This window comes from Psychrobacter sp., from assembly GCF_030454045.1.
Taxonomy (GTDB): domain Bacteria; phylum Pseudomonadota; class Gammaproteobacteria; order Pseudomonadales; family Moraxellaceae; genus Psychrobacter.
Genome location: NZ_JAKDJE010000019.1, coordinates 1 through 19,807, shown reverse-complemented (window position 1 = coordinate 19,807; position 19,807 = coordinate 1). Strand labels below are relative to the sequence as shown.

Below are 19,807 nucleotides of genomic sequence, written 5' to 3'. Positions count from 1 at the left end.
CTAGCCTGCTAAGTCATTCATATTAACGATTGGTAGCATCACTGCCATCACGATAATCATCACCACGACGCCCATCAAGACCAGCATCAAAGGCTCAAGTAGTGACAATAAAGTGCTGATAAAATTGGTGGCTTCCGCTTCTTGCATAGTGGCGGCACGGCTGAGCATATTTTCAAGCTCGCCTGAGTTCTCCCCACTTTTAATCATCTGTACCATCATGGGTGGAAAGTAGATAGATTTTTCGAGTTGGCTAGACAAGCTTGAGCCTTCTGTGACTCTATCAGCAGCGCTCATGATCGTTTGCTGGATATGCAGATTGGTCGTTACCGCCGCACCAATATGCAAAGCCTCAATCAAGGGCACGCCTGAGCGCACCAGTATTGCAAGCGTACTGGCAAAACGCGCGGCATTCAATCCCTTAGACAATCTGGCAAGTATTGGCAGTCTGAGTACCGCACTGTCTATGGCAAGCTTGCCAGCCTGCGTTTGGGCGAAGCGATAAAGCAAAAGCGCGGCTCCGCCCAATACGAGAAGCATGAGCCACCACCACTGCGTGATAATATTTGATAATGTCAGAACGACTTGCGTAATCAGTGGTAAAGCTTGTTCAGACTGCTCAAAAACTTTGACAATTTTGGGCACCACAAAGCTCATCAGTCCCATGATGACCCCAATCGCCATGATCATCAGTACAATTGGATACACCATCGCCCCTTGGATTTTCTTTTGGAGAGCAAAACGGTTTTCGGTGTAGTCCGCTAGCTGATTCAGAATGAGGTCTAGATGACCCGATTTCTCCCCAGCGGCAATCGTGGCAATATATAGAGGCGGGAAACTTGCCGCTTGTTGCAAGGCACGCGCTAAGCTCAATCCCTCCAAAACATGCGAACGCACCGCCAGCATTAACGATTTGATATGGGTCTTGGGGGATTGTTTGGCGACCGCAGCCAAGGTTTCTTCAAGCGGAATGCCGGACGCTAGCAGTACAGATAGTTGGCGCGTGAGTAAGGCCAGCTCATAGGCAGATGGTTTTTTGTAGCGGCTTTTGCTTTGACTTTGTCTGTCATTGACGGCGCTTACTTCGACGGGCGTCCACTGCTTGTCACGTAGCTGCTGACGCACTTGCCGTGCAGAGTCCCCCTCTAGCAAGCCTTTTTGGACACTACCTTGATCGTCAAGCGCTTTGAAATGATAAGCGGGCATAGCAGCAGATGTCCTAAAAAGTCATAGGTAGGTGTTTAAATGTATGGCCTAACAAAATCTCTATATTTACAAAAGCGGCGTTGAATCATTGCTATCAGGCATCAAGCCTTGTAATAGTAAAACATCTAAATGTTGCTGCTGTAATTTTTTATCAAAATCATTCACCTCAGCGATCAGCATTCTCTCGATACGCTTGTCACTTGCAAAAACGCTCAAACGCGCACAAATAACCGCGAGCTGATAGACGCGTTTTTTGCAATATCCATCTAGGCCCTGTAGCAGCCTGACCATATGAGGGGTCTCAAGACTGGCATACTCATAATCCGAGACCACTTGCTGACCGAGCGCTGTTACGCCATAGCTGATGGACAGATGCGCGCAAAAATAACAACTGAACAAGTAGCCAACCACATGACCAATATAATAACCTCGATCATAGGTGAAACTGCTCACCCCAAAATGTCCGAGCACGTAGTTATTGAGGCTGCCTTGATCACGTACTGGTTTGCCATGTTTGAGCTTTCCAACGGTGGCAAAGCATAGCGGATTGCGACCATCTTGCGTCGTAAGCTGCCAACCTGCTGGCTGCTGAGCTGGCATATGACGCACAATATCTGCAATGATATCATCGACCACATGCAACTGCTGCCAGAGTCGCTCAAGTAAGTCCGTATCCATGAGGCCACGCTTATCAAGCTGCTGAGCGAGCAGGTACTGTTGATATTCTGCAAATTGTGATTTGAGGGTTTGTACCAAGTACGTAGGACGAGTATTGGCAGATGCCATATAGAGCAATCGAGTGCGTTCATGCTGGGCACGATAAAGCGCGATACGCTGCGTAGCTACGCTAGATTCGTTTGAGGCAGTGGGCGGCATTGAGGTGTGAGTATCAGACTGCTCGGTAGCGCTTGGCTCTTGGGGTTTTTCTTTGGTATCTGACAGAGTAAACAACGTCAATAGTGCCGCTTTGTCATGTATCTCGTCCAAGTGATCGTTTGGCGCAGTTTTGCCAGTAGGCAAATCATCTCTTGCGTTTTTTTTGTCGATATTGTTTTCTTTTTTAGCAGTTGCAGTAGTACCTTGGTGGCTATTGGCTTCTGTACTTGGCTTTGCGGTCGGTTCAGTCATAACATACCATCAGCAGCAAAAATAAACATCGTCTCGATCCTTTTATGCAACGGATATACAGTCACATATTATGCGTCAAATACGAACGCTCACACCTCGACGACACACTCTCCCATAGTACCTGAACACAAGCCCATTGTCAGCCTTGCCTAACGAAAATAGCGCCAGCTGACTGGCAAGTTTTTTGTCTCTATGCATCATCGATCAATAAAAAACAAAAAAGCGCTAAGGACATATAAATCGCCTTAACGCTCGGATAGAGAATCATGGATATAAGGGGTATGGTCTACGCAAGCTTTTGCTGTTGATACTCCTGACGATAGGCTTTTGGTGAAACACCATACACCCGCTTGAATGCCTGACTAAACGTCGAGTCTGACGCATAGCCTACCATCTCACTGATACGGCTGATGCTGTTTTGTTGCAAACGCAAATAACGGGCAGCCAAACGCAAGCGATAATCAATCAAATAAGTAAGCGGCGGCATCCCCACCGTGTCTTTGAAACGCTGAGCGAAGCTTGAGCGTGACATACCTGCCACTTCTGCAAGCTGATGGATGGTCCAGCTTTGACTGGGTGCCTCATGCATTGCTGCTAGCGCCTTGGTCAAAAACGGATCTTTCATGGCCTTGAGCCAATTCTCAGTCGCTTCAGGTAGGCTCTCGATATAGACACGCAAACACTCAATCATCATGATACTCGCCCAATGATTGATAACTGCCGTCTTACCCATACGCTCATGCTCAGACTCCAAGGTTAACAGCTTAATCTCCACATCGATCACCTCAAAGCGACCATCAGCGGCGTCATTAAGCTCAGGCAATATGGGTGGTAGCACAGACAATAAAGGATTGATCATCTCTTTATCATACTTACATTCAATGAGTATCAAAGACGAATTAGGATCGCCGTCCCCATCGATATTGAGGATACAATCCTCACAACTGACCAACAACTCATCGAGCGACTGGGCGTGCTCACCATTGTGATTAAGCGCATAGCTCACATGCTTGTGCGCGTTTGGGATCATAATCATGTCACCTGCACGAGCCTCACGCAGATCATTGCCAACATCAATACAAAAACCGCCCGACATCACCAAATAAAATAAAATGGTGTCTTTTCTACTCATAGAATAAGACCAATTGCCAGCACCATTCAAACGATAATACTTAGTCTCAAATAAGTACACATTCTGTAGCAATACGCTCAATGCGTCCATCAATCAGTTCCTTAATAATACAGAGTCAATAACAAATCTTAAAAGACAGCTATATACCCGAAATGCTTTTAAATTCTTCAATGTATACTTAGCAAGGTGTTTCGACTCGTTTTTTATATCTATACTTGCTCTAAGAGCTCGCTATTTGATCAATAAAACAAATAAATAAAAGTGTAAGCATAATGCACGATTTAAAATATCTTGTCTATTCACTTATAAGCCCTACTAACGAATAGCCGAGCACACGCAGTCAACGCAGGTTTAAACAAACCTATCACAAGGTTGGGGCAATAATAAGCTCGTCACGATACGAGGCTTGGGATTTTAGCAGATTAATAGTATAGGATAGTGCAGAAAAATAGAAATCAAACAGGCAAAAAAAAAACGCCAACAATGGCGGATGCGATGACTTAATATAGTGTGTATTATAAGGATAGAATTTATACGTAGATAGTATAGAATGGGGCGACTGATGGGACTCGAACCCACGACAACCGAGATCACAACCCGGGGCTCTACCAACTGAGCTACAACCGCCATAACTACTGCCAAGAAGAAGGCAAGATTTGCAGGCTAAATGGCGCGCCTGGCAGGATTCGAACCTGCGACCACCTCCTTAGAAGGGAGATGCTCTATCCAGCTGAGCTACAGGCGCTCTTAGAGGACTTTTATATACTTAATTTAGACTCTCCATACAGTATTTACTATATCAGAAACTAAATCATTATACATAAAAAAAAGCCTGTAAGGCTCTTAAAATAGATGGTCGGAGTGATAGGATTCGAACCTACGACCCTCTGGTCCCAAACCAGATGCGCTACCAAACTGCGCCACACTCCGAAATTCTCTATTATCACGATAGTTTGTTGAGTAACTCGTTGTTGGCAATGCCGCTAACTTGTTAATGTTCCTCGCTATCGAGGTGCACATATTAAGGGGTAAAGGCGATTGTGTCAACACCTATTTTCGATTAATTTAAAATAAATGCAAAATTCTTTTAAAAAGAGGCAATCGGATAAAAACGTCGCTGAAAAAGCCCATTATCCAGCATGACATTTCACCGTAATAAAATTATGATACTGACATCAGATGTATGAGACAGTCATGATTGATCGTCCCGCTCAGTACATCGAACGGTATCAGCCACAACGCCGCTTGGCCTTCATCGTGATGATCACACCCTCTGTTATGATCGCAATCGCCACCTTGATAAATTTGCGGCCTAAGTGCTACTGGTTGTCGCGCGTCTCCTAGTACCGGATATACCATCCAACCTTGCCCCGCTTGATAAGCTTGTGCATAGCTGGTCAACTGATAAGCATCGCTTGCGCTAATAGCCGCTGCATGAGACAGGTATTTCCACTTAATGTCGATGACATGACTATAACGGCCTTTTTGCTCTGTTTTATGCATCATAGTATTGTGCATCGCGTGGTTACTATTATCAGCAGCTGCTTGATAGATGAGTAGATCAGGCCGTATAGATACGCATGCCTGTCCCTGAGCATCATTTAGCCAGACACTTTGGGTTTGATACAGGGGCCGACAATTGTGACTGAGTTGTTGAAACATCGATGCGATGCGCTGACTTGCCCATTGTTCAAACGCCTGATTCATATCAATCAATACACATAAGCGTAGCTGAGATCGGTTTAGTTTGGCAGGATCAATACCGTAACCTGTCGCCGCCTCCGATTGCTGTAATAGCCAATAAGCCAAATCTACTAATTGCTGAGCGGCGCGCAGTTTTTGTTTTTGAAGTGGCTGAACATCTAGTTGCCGCTTTGCTTGGGTATAAATGGAGGAGAGTCGCAGCCTTTCCTGTCGACTTAGCCCAGATAACGGCCGCCATGGCTGCAAAAGAGTTGAGCACATCGACTGAGACAATAGCGGCATCAAGTAGAGTAACGCACTTTTAATCAACCGATTGGCCAACATGTCTTGACTGAGCACACTACGCTCACAGAAAAATTTATGCGGCTGCATACTATTGTAGCGAAGCTGCTCTTTAATGAGCAATCGCCCTTGTATGGCTGACTGGTTTTGAGTATGCGCCTGATAGTGCTGGACGGGCTGATAGTGAACCAAGCGTTCTAAAAATTGCGTCACCAACCAATCGGACAAAGGCGGCGCCTCTATGGGTAACGCCATCGACTGACCACTAAACTGACCCAAATTTTTCATATTAGGCAGTTTACGACTTTGACGCGCATCAAGACGAGTTAAATCAGATAACATGCTTTGTACCCAGTGACGAGTCTGAGCAATATTATTATATTGAGTGGATTGATTCAGTTTTGGTAATAGCTCAAGTGTCATACCACTTGGCAGTAAGATGATGCCTATATGATGCCCGACCTTGAGCTGCCATTGTCCTTGCTGACGCTTGATGGTAAACACAGCAAACTCTTGCGCCATTAACCAATGAAAATCCGATATATGGCAAAAATCTCGTAGTGTGAGGCGTTGATGCTCAAATACCGTGATAACATTTGCTACGAGAGCCTTACTGTTAGGCATACGAGCATAAAAACTGTCTGCATTAATATTATCTGCATTAATATTATCTGCATTAATATTATCTGCATTAATATAGTTTCCTTGCGCATAATATTGATTATGAGTTCTCACTAAACAGCCACCTTACTCATACAAACGCTGATAGATAGCGGGCTTGCCAAACTCACCAGTCTTAGCAACAAGGTCGGCATTAATTCTATAACCGCCCACATCCATCGCTTGACCAAAGAGCGCACCCTGTCCGGCGAACAACTGATGCTGGGGCAACGTGTCATTTGAATGGTTGAGCGAACGATGCAAATCATGACTCATCACCGTTTGGCTATCATGAATAAACTGCGTCCTTAACGGCTGCTGCTCATCTCTAAAAATATATTGCAATATAGCCACTTGACCGCCAGCAGATTGCGCCAGTTGCGGAATTATTTGTTCAACCAACGCCGTTTGTAATTGAGCCAAATCATCAATTGAAAATAAAAACGCATGACCCAACTGTGCCTCAGCCCCTAGCGTCTGTGTGATACGCGTGTTTAGGCCTGTCAGTAATTGACCCAAATCTATTATGTTTGTTGGCAAAAGATCGGACGTGTTGCTGTCCTCGCCAATCGTGGGCAATAATTCAGGCTGCGGCGGACAATCAATAAAACGAAAACGTCGACGCAGCGCCATATCAAGGGGTGCAAGCGAGTGATCTTGGGTATTCATAGTGGCATAAATGTCCACGTTCTCAGGCACACTAAACGCACGACCAGAGTATGCCAAATTGACCGTCATCGCATTTGGCTTGCCAGCTCGCTTGTCTGGCTCAATCAAACTGAGCAGCTCACCAAATACTCGTGATACGTTGGCACGGTTGATCTCATCAATCAACATTGCATAACGACGCTGAGGATCACGCGCCGCGCGCTGACACAGCGTTAAAAACGCACCATCTTGAATACCATAGCTCATCTGGGTCTGATTAGAGTGACTGTTGTGGGTGTGAGTCGAGCGGCCTATCATAGGGCGAATACCCTCCACAAACTCCTCATAGCCATAGGCTTGATGGAAGCTCACCATACTAAAACGCTGCTGACCCATACTTTGATTTTGATTGGTTTGGTGGTCGCGCTGCGCTTGCTTAAACTCCGCCAATTGCTGTGATAGCTCTGTTAATAGCCCCCTACTCTCAGGCAATAAATACCATGCGCCGCTGCTATCTTTATCAAAATACGCTTGGCTGGCACGGTTTTTATAACTCACTGTGTCTGACGTCGTAGGACTGTGCATTTGCAATACAGACCAAGCGGTATTGCTTAGGTTTTTCTCTCGATCGTTTTGCAGTGCTTTTGTAGCAAAGAATATATGATTAACCAATTCAGGTACTTTTACCAAATCTTGCTTTTTTGACTGAAGATCTAAGAATATCAAGCATACAACATCACGCCAGCTTAGGCTTTGCAACAGCTGCCCAAGTAGCGCTTCATTATCTGTCTCATGCAGACAATCAGTATATTGCTTCGCGATTTGGAGCAATCGATAGGTTTTTCCTGTCCCCGCAACGCCAGTATAAATAATATTGGTCGGCTCGTGGGTGGACATGTCAGGCATAGTATTATCCAGCATCGTAAAATTTATAAGACAAGTCGCATATCTATCACGCTATTATAGGGCAGCGCGTAAGATACTATTGACTCAGCAGATTTATAAGCGCAGCAGTTCATGCTAATAATAGTAGGAACCCCTGAGTTGAGGTACCATAAGATGGATAGTGATTTTGCTAACCTCTATTTTTACCACTATCACAACCCATCATTCGATCTATCTACAGTAAGGAATTTTGTATGTCAGGATTATTGAAAAAACGCCCCAACAAGCGGACCAATATAAAATCAGCCATCGTATCTGACAGCACAAAAGCGTCCATCGAAAAACCCAGTAGCACGCTAAAACCCATTAGCAATCAGTTTACCAAATTACTCTCCGTCACCAAGTATCTGCCTGCGAGTGCACGCTCGAGCATTTTATCAAAAGCTTTTGGAAAAGTGGTGCCGTACGTAGGAACAACGGGCGTATATTATGAAATGGTCGAACCCAATCAAGTGATCGTCAGTCTCAATAATACTAAAAATGTACAGAACCACATTGGCTCTATTCATGCTGTTGCCATCACGTTACTGGCTGAGACGGCAACGGGCTTTATCTTGGGCTTAAACCTACCTTCTGACCGTGTCCTACTGATTAAGTCTTACTCGGTTAACTTTTATCGGCCGATCAAAAAAGGTCAAATTGCCGCTATAGCCAGTCTGTCTGATGAGCAGCGCTTGCAGATCTTGAATACGCCAAAAGGTGAAATGGTCATTCCTTGTGTCATTGATGATCGCGAGTCTGATAGTGACCGTGACCCAATCGTGGTTGAGATGACATGGGCTTGGATTCCAAAATCTGAACTAGAGGCGCGCCGCCAAGGCAAAGCAAATGAAAAAGCAGCAGAGTATGACAGCGATGCTCAAGCAAAGAGCAAAAACGAGGACGCCCTGTCTATAGATCATGAGACAATTGATAGCAAATAATGGATCACGCTATGGCACTGACATAAGCTTGATAGGCGCTATCTACTATATAGCTGTCACATGATTAGCATATCTGTAGTTACCCCCATAAGGAGACAGGGATGTCCAAACTTATCACCTATTTATTTGCCCCACCATGGGTCATGGAAAGTCTATAAGATGGAACTGTCTAGACCTTACCCTGTACGCTCTGCGTTTGGCGTATCGGAGTTGGCCGCAGGCGCCAGTGTCGAGATTGAGTGTGTCGCTGCCAAATAACAACGATTTAAGAAATTGATGACACACTGTTAGCAAACCATCAGGACGCCACACCCTTTGTCTTATCTTGATGGTTTACTGATCTGCCACTATTTTGGCGCACCACTTGTATCCAAGCATTTATACCAATATCGTATCGTCAGTCAATGCGCTTTCTTTGGTCACTCGCAGCACCTCTTCTAAAGTCGTGCGCCCTTCTATAACTTTACGTAGACCATCCGCACGAATCGATGGTGTCTGCTGGCGAGCATACGCTTCTAACTCATACTCAGCGGTATTACTATGAATCAGGCGGCGCAGCGTATCATCGACGGGCACGACTTCATATATCGCCGTACGTCCTTTGAACCCTGACTGATTGCACTTATCACAGCCCACGGGCTTGGGAAGACGAATAGGCTGGTTTGCGATATTTGTAGCCTTACCTTCTAAAATTGGCTCAATACCAATCTCGGTAAACAGCTTGGCTTGCTCTGGGTCAGCAGCTTGCCAGCCATGACAGTGGGGACAAAGCGTGCGTACCAAGCGCTGTGCCACCACACCGATCAATGACGACGATAATAAAAATGGCTCAACGCCCATGTCTTGCAAACGAGTCACCGCGCCGATAGCGGTATTGGTATGCAGCGTTGATAGGACCAAATGCCCTGTCAAAGACGCTTGTACAGCAATTTCTGCCGTTTCCAAATCGCGAATCTCACCGACCATCACCACGTCCGGATCTTGACGCAACATTGCGCGCAAACTTTTGGCAAAAGTCATATCGACTTTATTATTGACCTGTGTCTGTCCGATACCATCGAGCTGAAACTCAATCGGATCTTCAGCGGTCAAGATGTTACGCGTTTGGTCATTCAAATCCGTCAATGCAGAGTATAGCGTCGTGGTTTTACCCGAGCCTGTCGGCCCCGTCACCAAAATAATGCCATGCGGACGATGAATCAAACGTTTAAGCTCGGTATAGTCGTTGTCGGATAGTCCCAAATACGTCATGTTCAACCGACCAGCTTGCTTGTCTAGTAAACGCATCACCACACGCTCACCAAAGCTCGACGGTAGTGTTGATACACGCACATCGACCTCACGTCCCGCTAGGCGCAAACTAATACGCCCATCTTGCGGTACACGCTTTTCTGCGATATCCAGTTTGGCCATGACTTTGATACGTGATACCAGTAATGGCGCGAGTTGACGCTTTGGCGTGATGATTTCTTTAAGCTCGCCATCAACGCGGAAGCGGACGACCAAACGTTTTTCAAAGGTTTCAATATGAATGTCCGACGCATTCAAACGAATCGCTTCTGACAATAATGCATTGATCAGACGGATAATGGGCGCATCATCTTGTTGATCCATCAAATCTTCAGTTTCAGGGACGCTATCAGCTAAGCTATCAAGATCAGGATGATCTTCAAGACCAGCAGCGATATGTTGCGACTCTCCTGTATTGCCAGCATAAGCGGCGTTCATACGTTTTTCAAAATCCTCAGAGCTGACGCTGTCATAATTGGGTACGCTGCGGCTGCCTTGCTGCTGCAAAAACCGCACAGCTTCATTGATTGCAGACAATGGCGTAGCTTTAGTGAGCACCAAAGTCGGCGGTAACTCGGGGTCAATCGCAAGTATGGCCAAAATCTGATGGCGTTTTGCAAAACTGTACGGCAACTGCATCATAAAGACGACCTAATAAAGAAAAATAATGTCAAAAAATACACCCATGTCAGAGCACAGTGAGCGCCCTACGCGCAACTCACCTTCGCTAAAAAGAGTGTAAGTAAGCGCGCATGAGTTTGTTATAATAGCATTTTGTTTTAGACACGTATTATTTTATATGGCGAGTAACTTTTGTATCGCAGCTCGCCTATTTTTACGGTACTTATAGCTAACCTTATCATGCAGTTTTTTATTCTGCTGATGGTGCGCTATGATTGTCTGCGTCACTTTTTTTAATAGTGTTTATACCGCGTATTATATTGTTTCTATAGTCAATGCTATCTGAATTAGATACGGTGACAGACTGCTTTGGTCTGCTATCAGTGATACTATCACTCGCCATCATCGTATCCACAGTATCTTGAACCGACTATATCTACCTCGCTTGTCATTAGGATTTTTAGTTATGTCAGAGAACATTCGCACTGCTACTCACCCGACACCACTTTTACAAGATACCTTTACTGTTGGTAGTCGTACTTTTTCCTCTCGTCTGCTGGTTGGTACTGGCAAATATAAAGACATGACGGAGACAGGCGAAGCGATCGCCGCGTCGGCAGCAGAGATTGTGACCGTTGCTATTCGCCGTACCAATATTGGTCAAAACAGTGATGAGCCAAACTTGCTCGATGTCATCTCTCCTGACAAATATACGATTTTGCCGAATACGGCTGGCTGCTTTGATGCCGAAACTGCCATTCGTACATGTAAACTTGCTCGCGAGTTATTGGACGGGCACAATTTGGTTAAGCTTGAGGTATTGGGTGATGAAAAAACGCTCTATCCTAATATCACTGAGACCTTAAAAGCGGCGCAAGTACTGGTTGATGATGGCTTTGAAGTCATGGTCTATAGCTCAGATGATCCTATCGTCGCCCAAGAGCTAGAAAGCATGGGCTGTGTCGCCATCATGCCACTTGGGAGCTTGATTGGTTCTGGGCTTGGTTTGCTCAATCGCCACACCCTCAGTCTCATCATTGAAAACGCCAAAGTACCTGTGTTGGTTGACGCGGGTGTCGGTACAGCATCTGATGCTGCGATTGCCATGGAGCTTGGCTGTGATGGCGTTCTGATGAACTCAGCGATCGCTAATGCGCAAAACCCTGTGATGATGGCCCATGCCATGAAGCATGCCGTATGGGCAGGCCGCGCCGCATTTTTGGCCGGCCGTATGCCGATGCGAAAAATGGCAACTGCCAGCTCACCGCAAACAGGCTATTTTTTCCAGTAAGCGCTTGCTCGGGTCAGCCCTAACAAAAAACCGATTATAAAATAATAAGACGGAAATCTGATTTAATCAGCCACCTGTCAGCTATCATTTTTATTCATCTCCGTCATAAAAGGATTTATTATGCGACTTCTCACAGCAGTCGACCAGTTGTTCTTACTTCTTGAGTCGCGTAAACAGCCAATGCATGTGGGTGGACTGTTTTTGTTTGAGCTGCCAGAGGGCGCTGATAGCGACTTTGTCTATCAGTTGGTCAAGCAAATGCAAAACTCTGATGTCCCGCCAAGCTTTCCATTCAATCAAGTGTTAGAGTACTTGGCATTTTGGAAAAAGGACAAAAACTTCGATGTAGAGCATCATTTACATCATGTGGCGCTACCGAGTCCTGGGCGTATCCGTGAGCTGTTGATGTACGTGTCAAGAGAACACGGTCGACTGCTGGATCGTGCGATGCCTCTCTGGGAATGTCATGTCATTGAAGGCATTCAGCCTGAAGTGGAAGGCGGCCCTGAGCGGTTTGCTTGGTATTTTAAGATTCATCACTCTCTTGTTGATGGTATCGCGGCCATGCGTTTGGTAAAAAAATCCTTATCACAATCGCCGACTGAACCTGTCACGCTACCTGTTTGGTCACTGATGGCGCGCCATCGCAATCAAGTCAATGCGTTTTTGCCTGCCGAGCGCTCGATTAGACGCATCATGAAAGAGCAACTCTCTACCATCAAACCTGTCTTTACAGAATTGATAGACAATTTGAAGAACTATGGTGATGAAGGCTATGTCGGTACCTTTGATGCGCCGATGAGCATTTTGAACAGGCGCATCTCCGCATCGCGTCGTATCGCCGCGCAGTCTTATGACATACAACGATTTAAGCACATTGCGGACAGACTCAAAATCAGCAAAAACGATGTGGTACTGGCGGTCTGCGCTGGTGCCATTCGTCGTTACTTGATCTCAATGGATGCGCTACCAAGCAAGCCGCTGATTGCGTTTGTCCCGATGTCGCTACGCACTGATGATAGTATCTCTGGCAATCAGTTGTCGTTTGTATTGGCCAATCTAGGCACGCATTTGGACAACCCACTGCGCAGAATGGAGCTGATCCATCGTAGTATGAATAACGGCAAGCGCCGCTTTCGCCGTATGAACCAAGCGCAAGTTATCAATTACAGTGTCATCGCTTATGCATGGCAAGGTATCAGCTTGGCGACTGGTATCTTTCCCAAAAAACAAGCCTTCAACCTCATCATCTCTCACGTTCCTGGTTCTGAGAAGCCACTATACTGGAATGGCGCGCGCTTACAATCGCTGTATCCGGCTTCTATTGTATTCAACGGTCAAGCCATGAATATCACGTTGGCGAGTTATTTAGATAGAATTGAGTTTGGCATTACGGCGTGTAGCAAAGCCCTACCGCGTGTCCAAGACATGCTGGTGCTGATAGAAGAAGAGCTACAACTGTTAGAGACAGTGAGCAAAGACTTGGCGTTTCAAGGTATTACGGTCGAAGACAAACGCGCTAAAAAAGCAAAAAAGCTGGCTCCGTAATGAAACCAGCTTTTTTATGTTTGAATCGCTCGGCGTGAATGCCTGTTTATTTTGTGCTTAAATCACATCGCCCCAAATTGGCACAACAGTCTGCATCAGTGGCTTTAACAACTTAACATTACAAGCGAAAATTGAGCCTGATGTCATGGAGTTGTGCGCGCCAGTATGATCGACCACCACGCCGCGTGCTTCAGTGACGATAAGCTCACCTGCTGCAATATCCCAAGGCTTGATAGACATCTCAAAATACCCATCAAAGCGGCCAGCAGCGACATAACATAAATCAAGCGCTGCTGATCCTAGACGGCGTACTTGACCACCGGCTTCCGATATCTTTTGCAAGCTCTCAAAATGCTGCTTGGCATAAGAGATCACTTCACCGTTGCGCTTACGCTCAAGCGGATGTCCTGTAGTAAAGAAACCACCATCGATGGTTTTGCGTTCGCTGACATTGATACGACGTTGGTTCAAACGAGCGCCTTTACCGCGGCTAGCAGAGAACATCTCATCACGGATTGGATCATAGATCACACCATGCTGCGTCACGCCTTTATGCTGCACTGCAATAGACACACAAAACTGCGGTACGCCGTGCACAAAGTTTTTGGTACCGTCCAATGGATCGATAATCCAGCACCAGTCAGCGTCTTCGCCCTGACCTTCTTGCATACCAAACTCTTCGCCCAAAAATGAATGATTCGGATAGCTGGCTTTTAGCGTCTCAATCGTGAGCTCTTCACTAAAGCGATCAATGCGCGTCACCAGACCATCCAGTCCTTTAGACTCGATATCTAACTCGATTTTGTGACGGTTTTGATGCGCATATAAAATCTCTTTACCGACTTTTTCGGCAGTACGCGCTGCGATGACGACCATGGGTTCCATAAATAACCTATTTGCTTGATGAATGAATAAAAAATAAGACCAACTCTGTGCCCACAACATGCCAAACAGCCGCCGCATCACACCACATCTATGCGATTAAACACCTGCCTGTTATCCATGATAATTGATAACAGGCAACCGCATTATACTAAAATTGTTCGATAAAAACGAAAAAACCGTTACGCTGACCAAGCCAGTATTTTGGTGATCACATACACTGCGCAAGTTGTAAAAAAGTTGGCACCTACGGCTAGTAGGCGTTTGCTCAAATTAGGGAGCTCATATCTGTTTACAGTAATAGCTTTTAAAACAATAATTTTTAACCAATCTTGTCAATCTAAAAATCAAACCGATGACAACAGTTGCTTGAGTTGCTTGATCACCCCTGTCACATCCAAACCACAATCCGCCCACTGCTCAGCTTGCGTTCCGTGCGCGATAAAGCGATCAGGAATACCGATGTTACTAATGATCGGACGATAACGCTTAAAAGCGGCTGATTCATTGAGCAAATACTCATTGACCGCACTACCAGCGCCGCCCATAACCATATGCTCTTCTAAAGTTGCAATATGAGTCATGCCCTGTGCAAGCAACGTATCCAGCATCTCTGTATCTAGAGGCTTGACCCAGCGCATATTGACCACATGCACCTGACACGCTAGCGTTATATCGTTGATTATATGCTCTGCGGCGTCCTGCGCTGTCGCTACCATTGTACCAAAAGCCAATATCGCTAGCTTATAAGGCGCATCATTGCTGCCCAATACTGACTCAATAACGGCTTCACCGATTTTATAAGTCTGTGCTGGCTGCTCGATAGCGGCGCCTGTACCGGTACCACGCGGATAACGCACCGCCGTACAACCTTGATACTCATAGCAAGTATTGAGCAGATGGTAGCATTCGTTTTCATCTTTTGGCGCAGCAATCACCATGTTGGGAATGCAGCGTAAGAAGCTAAAATCAAACACGCCTGCATGTGTGGCACCATCTTCACCAACGAGGCCTGCACGGTCAATCGCAAACATCACATCGAGGTTTTGTAATGCCACATCATGAATCAGTTGATCATAACCTCGCTGCAAAAATGTCGAATAAATCGCAACGATAGGTTTGACGCCTTGAGTTGCCATACCCGCAGCCAAAGTGACGGCATGCTGCTCGGCAATAGCCACATCAAAAAACCGCTCTGGAAAATGACGAGCAAAGTCGATCATGCCCGAGCCTTCTTCCATCGCAGGTGTGATAGCCAGTAACTTATCATCTGTGGCAGCTTTGTCGCATAAGAACTGACCAAATACTTGCGAGTACTTCAGCGCAGGCGGTATATTTTGTTTGGGTTGTTCTGTGGATTTGCTTTGAGAGTCATTCTCACGTTCTGCTGGTAGCTTGCTAATCGCATGATAACCAACTGGGTCTAGCTCTGCTGGCGCAAAACCTTTGCCCTTTGTCGTATAAATATGGACCAAAACAGGGCCTTTGAGCTGCTTTGCTAATGACAAGACACGCAAGAGCTCAGGGACATCATGACCGTCAAACGGCCCAAAATAAGTAAAGCCAATCGCCTTAAATAAATTGTCCTCTAGCTGCGGTACATCACGCATTGCTTTGTGACGTTTGCGGCGATCAAAGCCTTGCATATCAGGACGCTGACAAAGTACCGGCTTGCCTGACTCAGAGATGTCGACCTGATAGCCCGATTCCCAAAGCATTGCCAAGTGACGCGAAAAGCCACCGATAGCGCAAGAGATGGACATATCATTGTCATTTAAAATGACAAGCAGATCAGCATCTTGCTGTACCGCGTCGTTCATCGCCTCAAAAGCCATACCGCCAGTCATCGCCCCGTCACCAATGATACAGGCAACGGTCTGCGCGTAGCCTTGATAGCGTAACGCTAAGCTCATGCCTAGGCCCGCTGAGATCGAGGTCGATGAGTGTCCCACACCAAAAGTATCATAGACAGATTCTGCACGCTCTGGGAATGCGGTCAAACCATCTTTCGATCTGATCGAGGCCAGCTGCTCACGGCGACCTGTCAGGACTTTGTGCGCGTAAGCTTGGTGGCCTACGTCCCACACTATCTGATCCTGCGGAGCATCAAATAGATAATGCAATACAATCGTCAGCTCAATCACGCCCAAATTGGCACCAAAATGCCCACCGCTTTGTCCTGCTGAATACAGCAAAAAAAGGCGAAGCTCATCAGCCAATGTAATCAGCTGCGCGGTTGATAGCGCGTTCATATCAGAGGGGGTATTGATTGCATCAAGCAGTGGCGTATGCGGACGCACGCGTGGAATCACGGTATAGGTCTGCTGTAAGCTTGATAGCTGAGCAGCAGAGCCAGGTGCTGATGCAGATAAGGACTGAGACTTTGGGGAATGAGGTGACTGCTGCATAAACCGTACGATACCTACCAATCTACTGACAAGACGTGCCTTTGATATAGCTTTGGCTATCACTAAGAGACGTCAATAATATCTACATCATTATTGATGTAATCGACCATATAATTATTCATGCAACTGTTGCATTTCTATCGTTTTACTATTTATCCTAAGCACGTTCATCATAGTAGACCATGCTTCCATGCAGGATGCAAAGATACCAAAGCCTGGTATTATGCCCTATTATTTTATATCGATATGGAATGTTAGTGACGACATAGTAATGTAAGGATAAAGACTTGTCACTGTATCCATCAAAATAGTATGGCATAATAGCATTTTTTTTTAATCGTCGCTTTAATCATCGTGCGTCGTCTGTGAACTTTGTGTGTTTTTATAATAAATACAATAAGCACACGCTAAGCACACGCTCTTTATGAAACTGCTATCATCTTAGCCTTTTTATTGAGGCTAGGATGTCGCCGCTTTTTCAACACAGAGATAGCCTCCCTTTCACCGCCACGATTATAGGCTTATGCAGGACAGTAATGTCATATCAACTTATCACTAGTGCCAAACTACCCACTCGTCATGGCGAGTTTGATATTCATATCTTTGAAAACGATGAAGGTCAAGAGCATGTGATGCTGACCGTTGGTCTGCCTGTGGTCGATCAAACGACAGCACCTAGCTCAGATGACACGTCGTCGCAAAGACCCATTCCGCTGGTTCGGATTCATTCTGAGTGCCTAACAGGCGATGCGTTTAGCTCATTGAAGTGTGACTGCGGACCACAGCTCAATACTGCCATGCAAGCCATCCAAGAGGCAGGATGCGGTGCGATTTTGTATTTGCGTCAAGAAGGTCGCGGTATCGGTCTGACCAACAAGATTCGCGCTTATGCGCTCCAAGATCAGGGACACGATACGCTGGACGCAAATCTTATGCTAGGTTTACCTGCTGATGCACGGATATATGATATGTGCGGCCCCATGCTCGCCCATATCGGTGTTGACGCGGTACGACTTATTACCAATAATCCAGACAAAGTCGCTTATTTGACTGAGCATGGTATTGACGTTGTTGAACGGGTGCCTTTATTGGTAGGGGTCAACGATATGAATGCTGAGTACCTAGCGACCAAACGCGATCGTATGGGGCACATGCTCGATAAAGATTTTAATACAGCCATACACCTAAATAAATAGATGTCTTATGAGTATTTCAAATATAGATAACCAAGCAGACCTATCAACCGTAGCGTCAGAGACTACGCCAACCAATCAAGACATCCTACGTGTGCGGGCGTTCTTGGTGGACCTGCAGGCTCGTATCTGCAACGCCTTAGAAGCACAAGAACGCGATGGCGGCGGCAATGCAACTTTCGTCCCTGACGATTGGGAGCGCAAAGAGGGCGGCGGCGGTCGTTCGTGCGTATTGACAGATGGCACGGTCATCGAAAAAGCAGGCGTGATGTTCAGTCATATCCATGTCCACAATTTGCCTGCTTCTGCCACTGCACGCCACCCCAATATCGCTGGTCGCAAAGCGCAAGCCATGGGCGTGTCCTTAGTGGTACACCCCAAAAACCCTAACGTGCCGACCAGCCACGCCAACGTACGTTTGTTCGTAGCAGAGGCAGAAGGCGAAGCGCCTATTTGGTGGTTTGGCGGCGGCTTTGATTTGACGCCTTTCTACCCAGTGCTCGCCGATTGTGTACACTGGCATCAGGTTTGCCACGATTTGTGCGCGCCTTTCGGTGACCATATTTATGCTGACTTTAAACAGTGGTGCGATGAGTATTTTCATCTGCGCCATCGCGATGAGCAGCGGGGCATCGGCGGTTTGTTTTATGATGATGTCAGTACGGAGAGTCGCGGTTGGGATTTTGAGACATGTTTTGACTTTATGAAAGCCGTTGGCAATGGTTACCTTGATGGTATTCTGCCGATTTTTGAGCAGCGTAAAGATATGCCTTATACCGAAGCACAGCGTGAGTTCCAGCTCTATCGCCGTGGCCGTTATGTAGAGTACAATCTGGTCTACGATCGTGGCACATTATTTGGTCTACAAAGTAACGGCCGTATTGAGTCGATCTTAGTCAGTATGCCACCTCTTGCCAGCTGGCATTATCGGTTTGAGCCGGCTGAGGGCACGCCTGAATTTGAGTTAACTGATTATTATCTCAAGCCGCGTGATTGGTTGGCTCTCTAAGCTTTTTAAAGCTCAAGAATGTTAGGTTTGAGAGTGTAGGTCAGCGATTATCGCTGGCCTTTTCGCATTCATATCATGACTGATACTGAATTTCACTGCATTGATATGACATTACTGATAAGACATTTGAATAAAATGAACAATAATCGTGTTACTGACACTATAAGCTCTTTTTAATTACCTGAATGATTACGAGGACATAACATTATATTGCTCCCATTCTGCCGATAAACGCTACAATAGTAGAGACTCTTTAGCAGCCACTGTGCGCAAAAGAATCTTAAGAAATATTTTTATAATAATATTTGAGGTAAGGCAAGCGTGATAGCGATGCCTACTATTAGCCACGTTTAAAGGAGTAAGTCATATGGCACAGCTTTGTACCACAAAATCTTTGAAATCTGTTTTTGGTGCTGCCCTGCTGGCAGCAGCGCTCGGCATGAGCGCTTGTAGTGGTCCAGCCGACGACCCTGATATCAAAGCGCGCCAAGACAGCATGAAAAGCTGGGGCGATGCGATGGGCGTCATGGGTGATATGGTCAAAGCCCCTGATACCTTTGATGCGGCAGTTTTCAAAGAGCAGGCATCATTCTTGGCAGAAGATGCGGCAAACCCTTGGAGTCACTTTGAAAACCAAGAAGCCATGGGCAACGCGACTGAAGCCGTATGGTCAAATGCTGATGGTTTCAGTGCCGAAGCAGATAACTTTCAAAGAGTCACCGCAGAGCTAAATGCCGCTGCGCAGACTGCCACTAGTGTCGAAGACGTTCAGCCTGCCTTTGGTGAAGTGGGTGCAAGCTGTAAATCATGCCATACCGAATTTAGAGCAAGAAATGACTAACGCTTTATACTGGACTAGGGCGTGTTGAACATTCGACCATGGCACTGACAGCGACTATTTTTTAGGCGATTCGGTGTTAAAAATGATAAGTTTAGTCAT

Annotated in this window: 14 protein-coding genes and 3 tRNA genes; 6 read left to right on the top strand and 11 right to left on the bottom strand. The window is 46.1% G+C overall.

Annotated elements, in window-relative coordinates:
* The 8 genes from gspF to L0G63_RS05390 form a co-directional block, all read right to left on the bottom strand.
* Nucleotides 1-1,203: a type II secretion system inner membrane protein GspF gene (gene gspF, locus L0G63_RS05425; protein WP_301449723.1), complete on the bottom strand. Its 1,203-nt coding sequence runs from the start codon at nucleotides 1,201-1,203 to the stop codon at nucleotides 1-3.
* A 66-nt stretch (nucleotides 1,204-1,269) separates the two neighbouring features.
* On the bottom strand, nucleotides 1,270-2,331 hold the full coding sequence (locus L0G63_RS05420) for a hypothetical protein (RefSeq protein ID WP_301449722.1): 1,062 nt from the start codon (nucleotides 2,329-2,331) through the stop codon (nucleotides 1,270-1,272).
* A gap of 286 nt (nucleotides 2,332-2,617) precedes the next feature.
* A complete protein-coding gene (locus L0G63_RS05415) occupies nucleotides 2,618-3,553 on the bottom strand; it encodes an AraC family transcriptional regulator (protein ID WP_301449721.1) in 936 nt (311 codons plus the stop codon).
* 461 nt (nucleotides 3,554-4,014) lie between these two features.
* A tRNA-His gene (locus L0G63_RS05410) sits at nucleotides 4,015-4,090 on the bottom strand.
* Between the two features lie 41 nt (nucleotides 4,091-4,131).
* Nucleotides 4,132-4,208: transfer RNA gene (locus tag L0G63_RS05405), tRNA-Arg, on the bottom strand.
* Between the two features lie 108 nt (nucleotides 4,209-4,316).
* Nucleotides 4,317-4,393 (bottom strand) — tRNA-Pro (locus L0G63_RS05400).
* A gap of 231 nt (nucleotides 4,394-4,624) precedes the next feature.
* On the bottom strand, nucleotides 4,625-6,184 hold the full coding sequence (locus tag L0G63_RS05395) for an McrC family protein (RefSeq protein ID WP_301449720.1): 1,560 nt from the start codon (nucleotides 6,182-6,184) through the stop codon (nucleotides 4,625-4,627).
* Nucleotides 6,185-6,196: 12 nt separating this feature from the next.
* A complete protein-coding gene (locus tag L0G63_RS05390; RefSeq protein WP_301449719.1) occupies nucleotides 6,197-7,663 on the bottom strand; it encodes an McrB family protein in 1,467 nt (488 codons plus the stop codon).
* A 233-nt stretch (nucleotides 7,664-7,896) separates the two neighbouring features.
* Here L0G63_RS05390 and L0G63_RS05385 point away from each other — a divergent pair, with 233 nt between their 5' ends.
* Nucleotides 7,897-8,625, top strand: coding sequence for a DUF4442 domain-containing protein (locus tag L0G63_RS05385; protein WP_301449718.1), 729 nt, complete (start codon nucleotides 7,897-7,899; stop codon nucleotides 8,623-8,625).
* Nucleotides 8,626-9,003: 378 nt separating this feature from the next.
* Here L0G63_RS05385 and gspE read toward each other — a convergent pair whose 3' ends face one another.
* Nucleotides 9,004-10,557 (bottom strand): type II secretion system ATPase GspE, encoded by a 1,554-nt coding sequence (gspE, locus tag L0G63_RS05375; protein WP_301449716.1) that lies wholly within the window; start codon nucleotides 10,555-10,557, stop codon nucleotides 9,004-9,006.
* A gap of 445 nt (nucleotides 10,558-11,002) precedes the next feature.
* On the opposite strand from gspE, the gene L0G63_RS05370 reads away from it, so the two are divergent.
* Both L0G63_RS05370 and L0G63_RS05365 read left to right on the top strand, forming a co-directional pair.
* The gene (locus L0G63_RS05370; RefSeq protein WP_301449715.1) at nucleotides 11,003-11,827 is read left to right on the top strand and encodes a thiazole synthase; all 825 of its coding nucleotides are present in this window, start codon (nucleotides 11,003-11,005) and stop codon (nucleotides 11,825-11,827) included.
* A gap of 120 nt (nucleotides 11,828-11,947) precedes the next feature.
* Nucleotides 11,948-13,375: a wax ester/triacylglycerol synthase family O-acyltransferase gene (locus tag L0G63_RS05365; protein WP_301449714.1), complete on the top strand. Its 1,428-nt coding sequence runs from the start codon at nucleotides 11,948-11,950 to the stop codon at nucleotides 13,373-13,375.
* A 57-nt stretch (nucleotides 13,376-13,432) separates the two neighbouring features.
* On the opposite strand, the gene L0G63_RS05360 is transcribed toward L0G63_RS05365, so the two are convergent.
* Complete coding sequence (locus L0G63_RS05360) at nucleotides 13,433-14,260, bottom strand: inositol monophosphatase family protein (RefSeq protein ID WP_301449713.1); 828 nt, start codon at nucleotides 14,258-14,260, stop codon at nucleotides 13,433-13,435.
* Nucleotides 14,261-14,604: 344 nt separating this feature from the next.
* Nucleotides 14,605-16,665 carry a 1-deoxy-D-xylulose-5-phosphate synthase gene (gene dxs, locus L0G63_RS05355; RefSeq protein WP_301449712.1) on the bottom strand — a complete coding sequence of 687 codons (2,061 nt, stop codon included), beginning with the start codon at nucleotides 16,663-16,665 and terminating at the stop codon, nucleotides 14,605-14,607.
* Nucleotides 16,666-17,201: 536 nt separating this feature from the next.
* On the opposite strand from dxs, the gene ribA reads away from it, so the two are divergent.
* The 3 genes from ribA (at nucleotide 17,202) to L0G63_RS05340 (ending at nucleotide 19,708) form a co-directional block, all read left to right on the top strand.
* A complete protein-coding gene (ribA, locus tag L0G63_RS05350) occupies nucleotides 17,202-17,861 on the top strand; it encodes a GTP cyclohydrolase II (protein WP_301449711.1) in 660 nt (219 codons plus the stop codon).
* Between the two features lie 7 nt (nucleotides 17,862-17,868).
* A complete protein-coding gene (gene hemF / locus L0G63_RS05345) occupies nucleotides 17,869-18,867 on the top strand; it encodes an oxygen-dependent coproporphyrinogen oxidase (protein WP_301449710.1) in 999 nt (332 codons plus the stop codon).
* Between the two features lie 367 nt (nucleotides 18,868-19,234).
* Nucleotides 19,235-19,708, top strand: a complete 474-nt coding sequence (locus L0G63_RS05340) for a cytochrome c (protein WP_301449709.1) — start codon at nucleotides 19,235-19,237, stop codon at nucleotides 19,706-19,708.
* The last annotated feature ends 99 nt before the right edge of the window (nucleotides 19,709-19,807 follow it).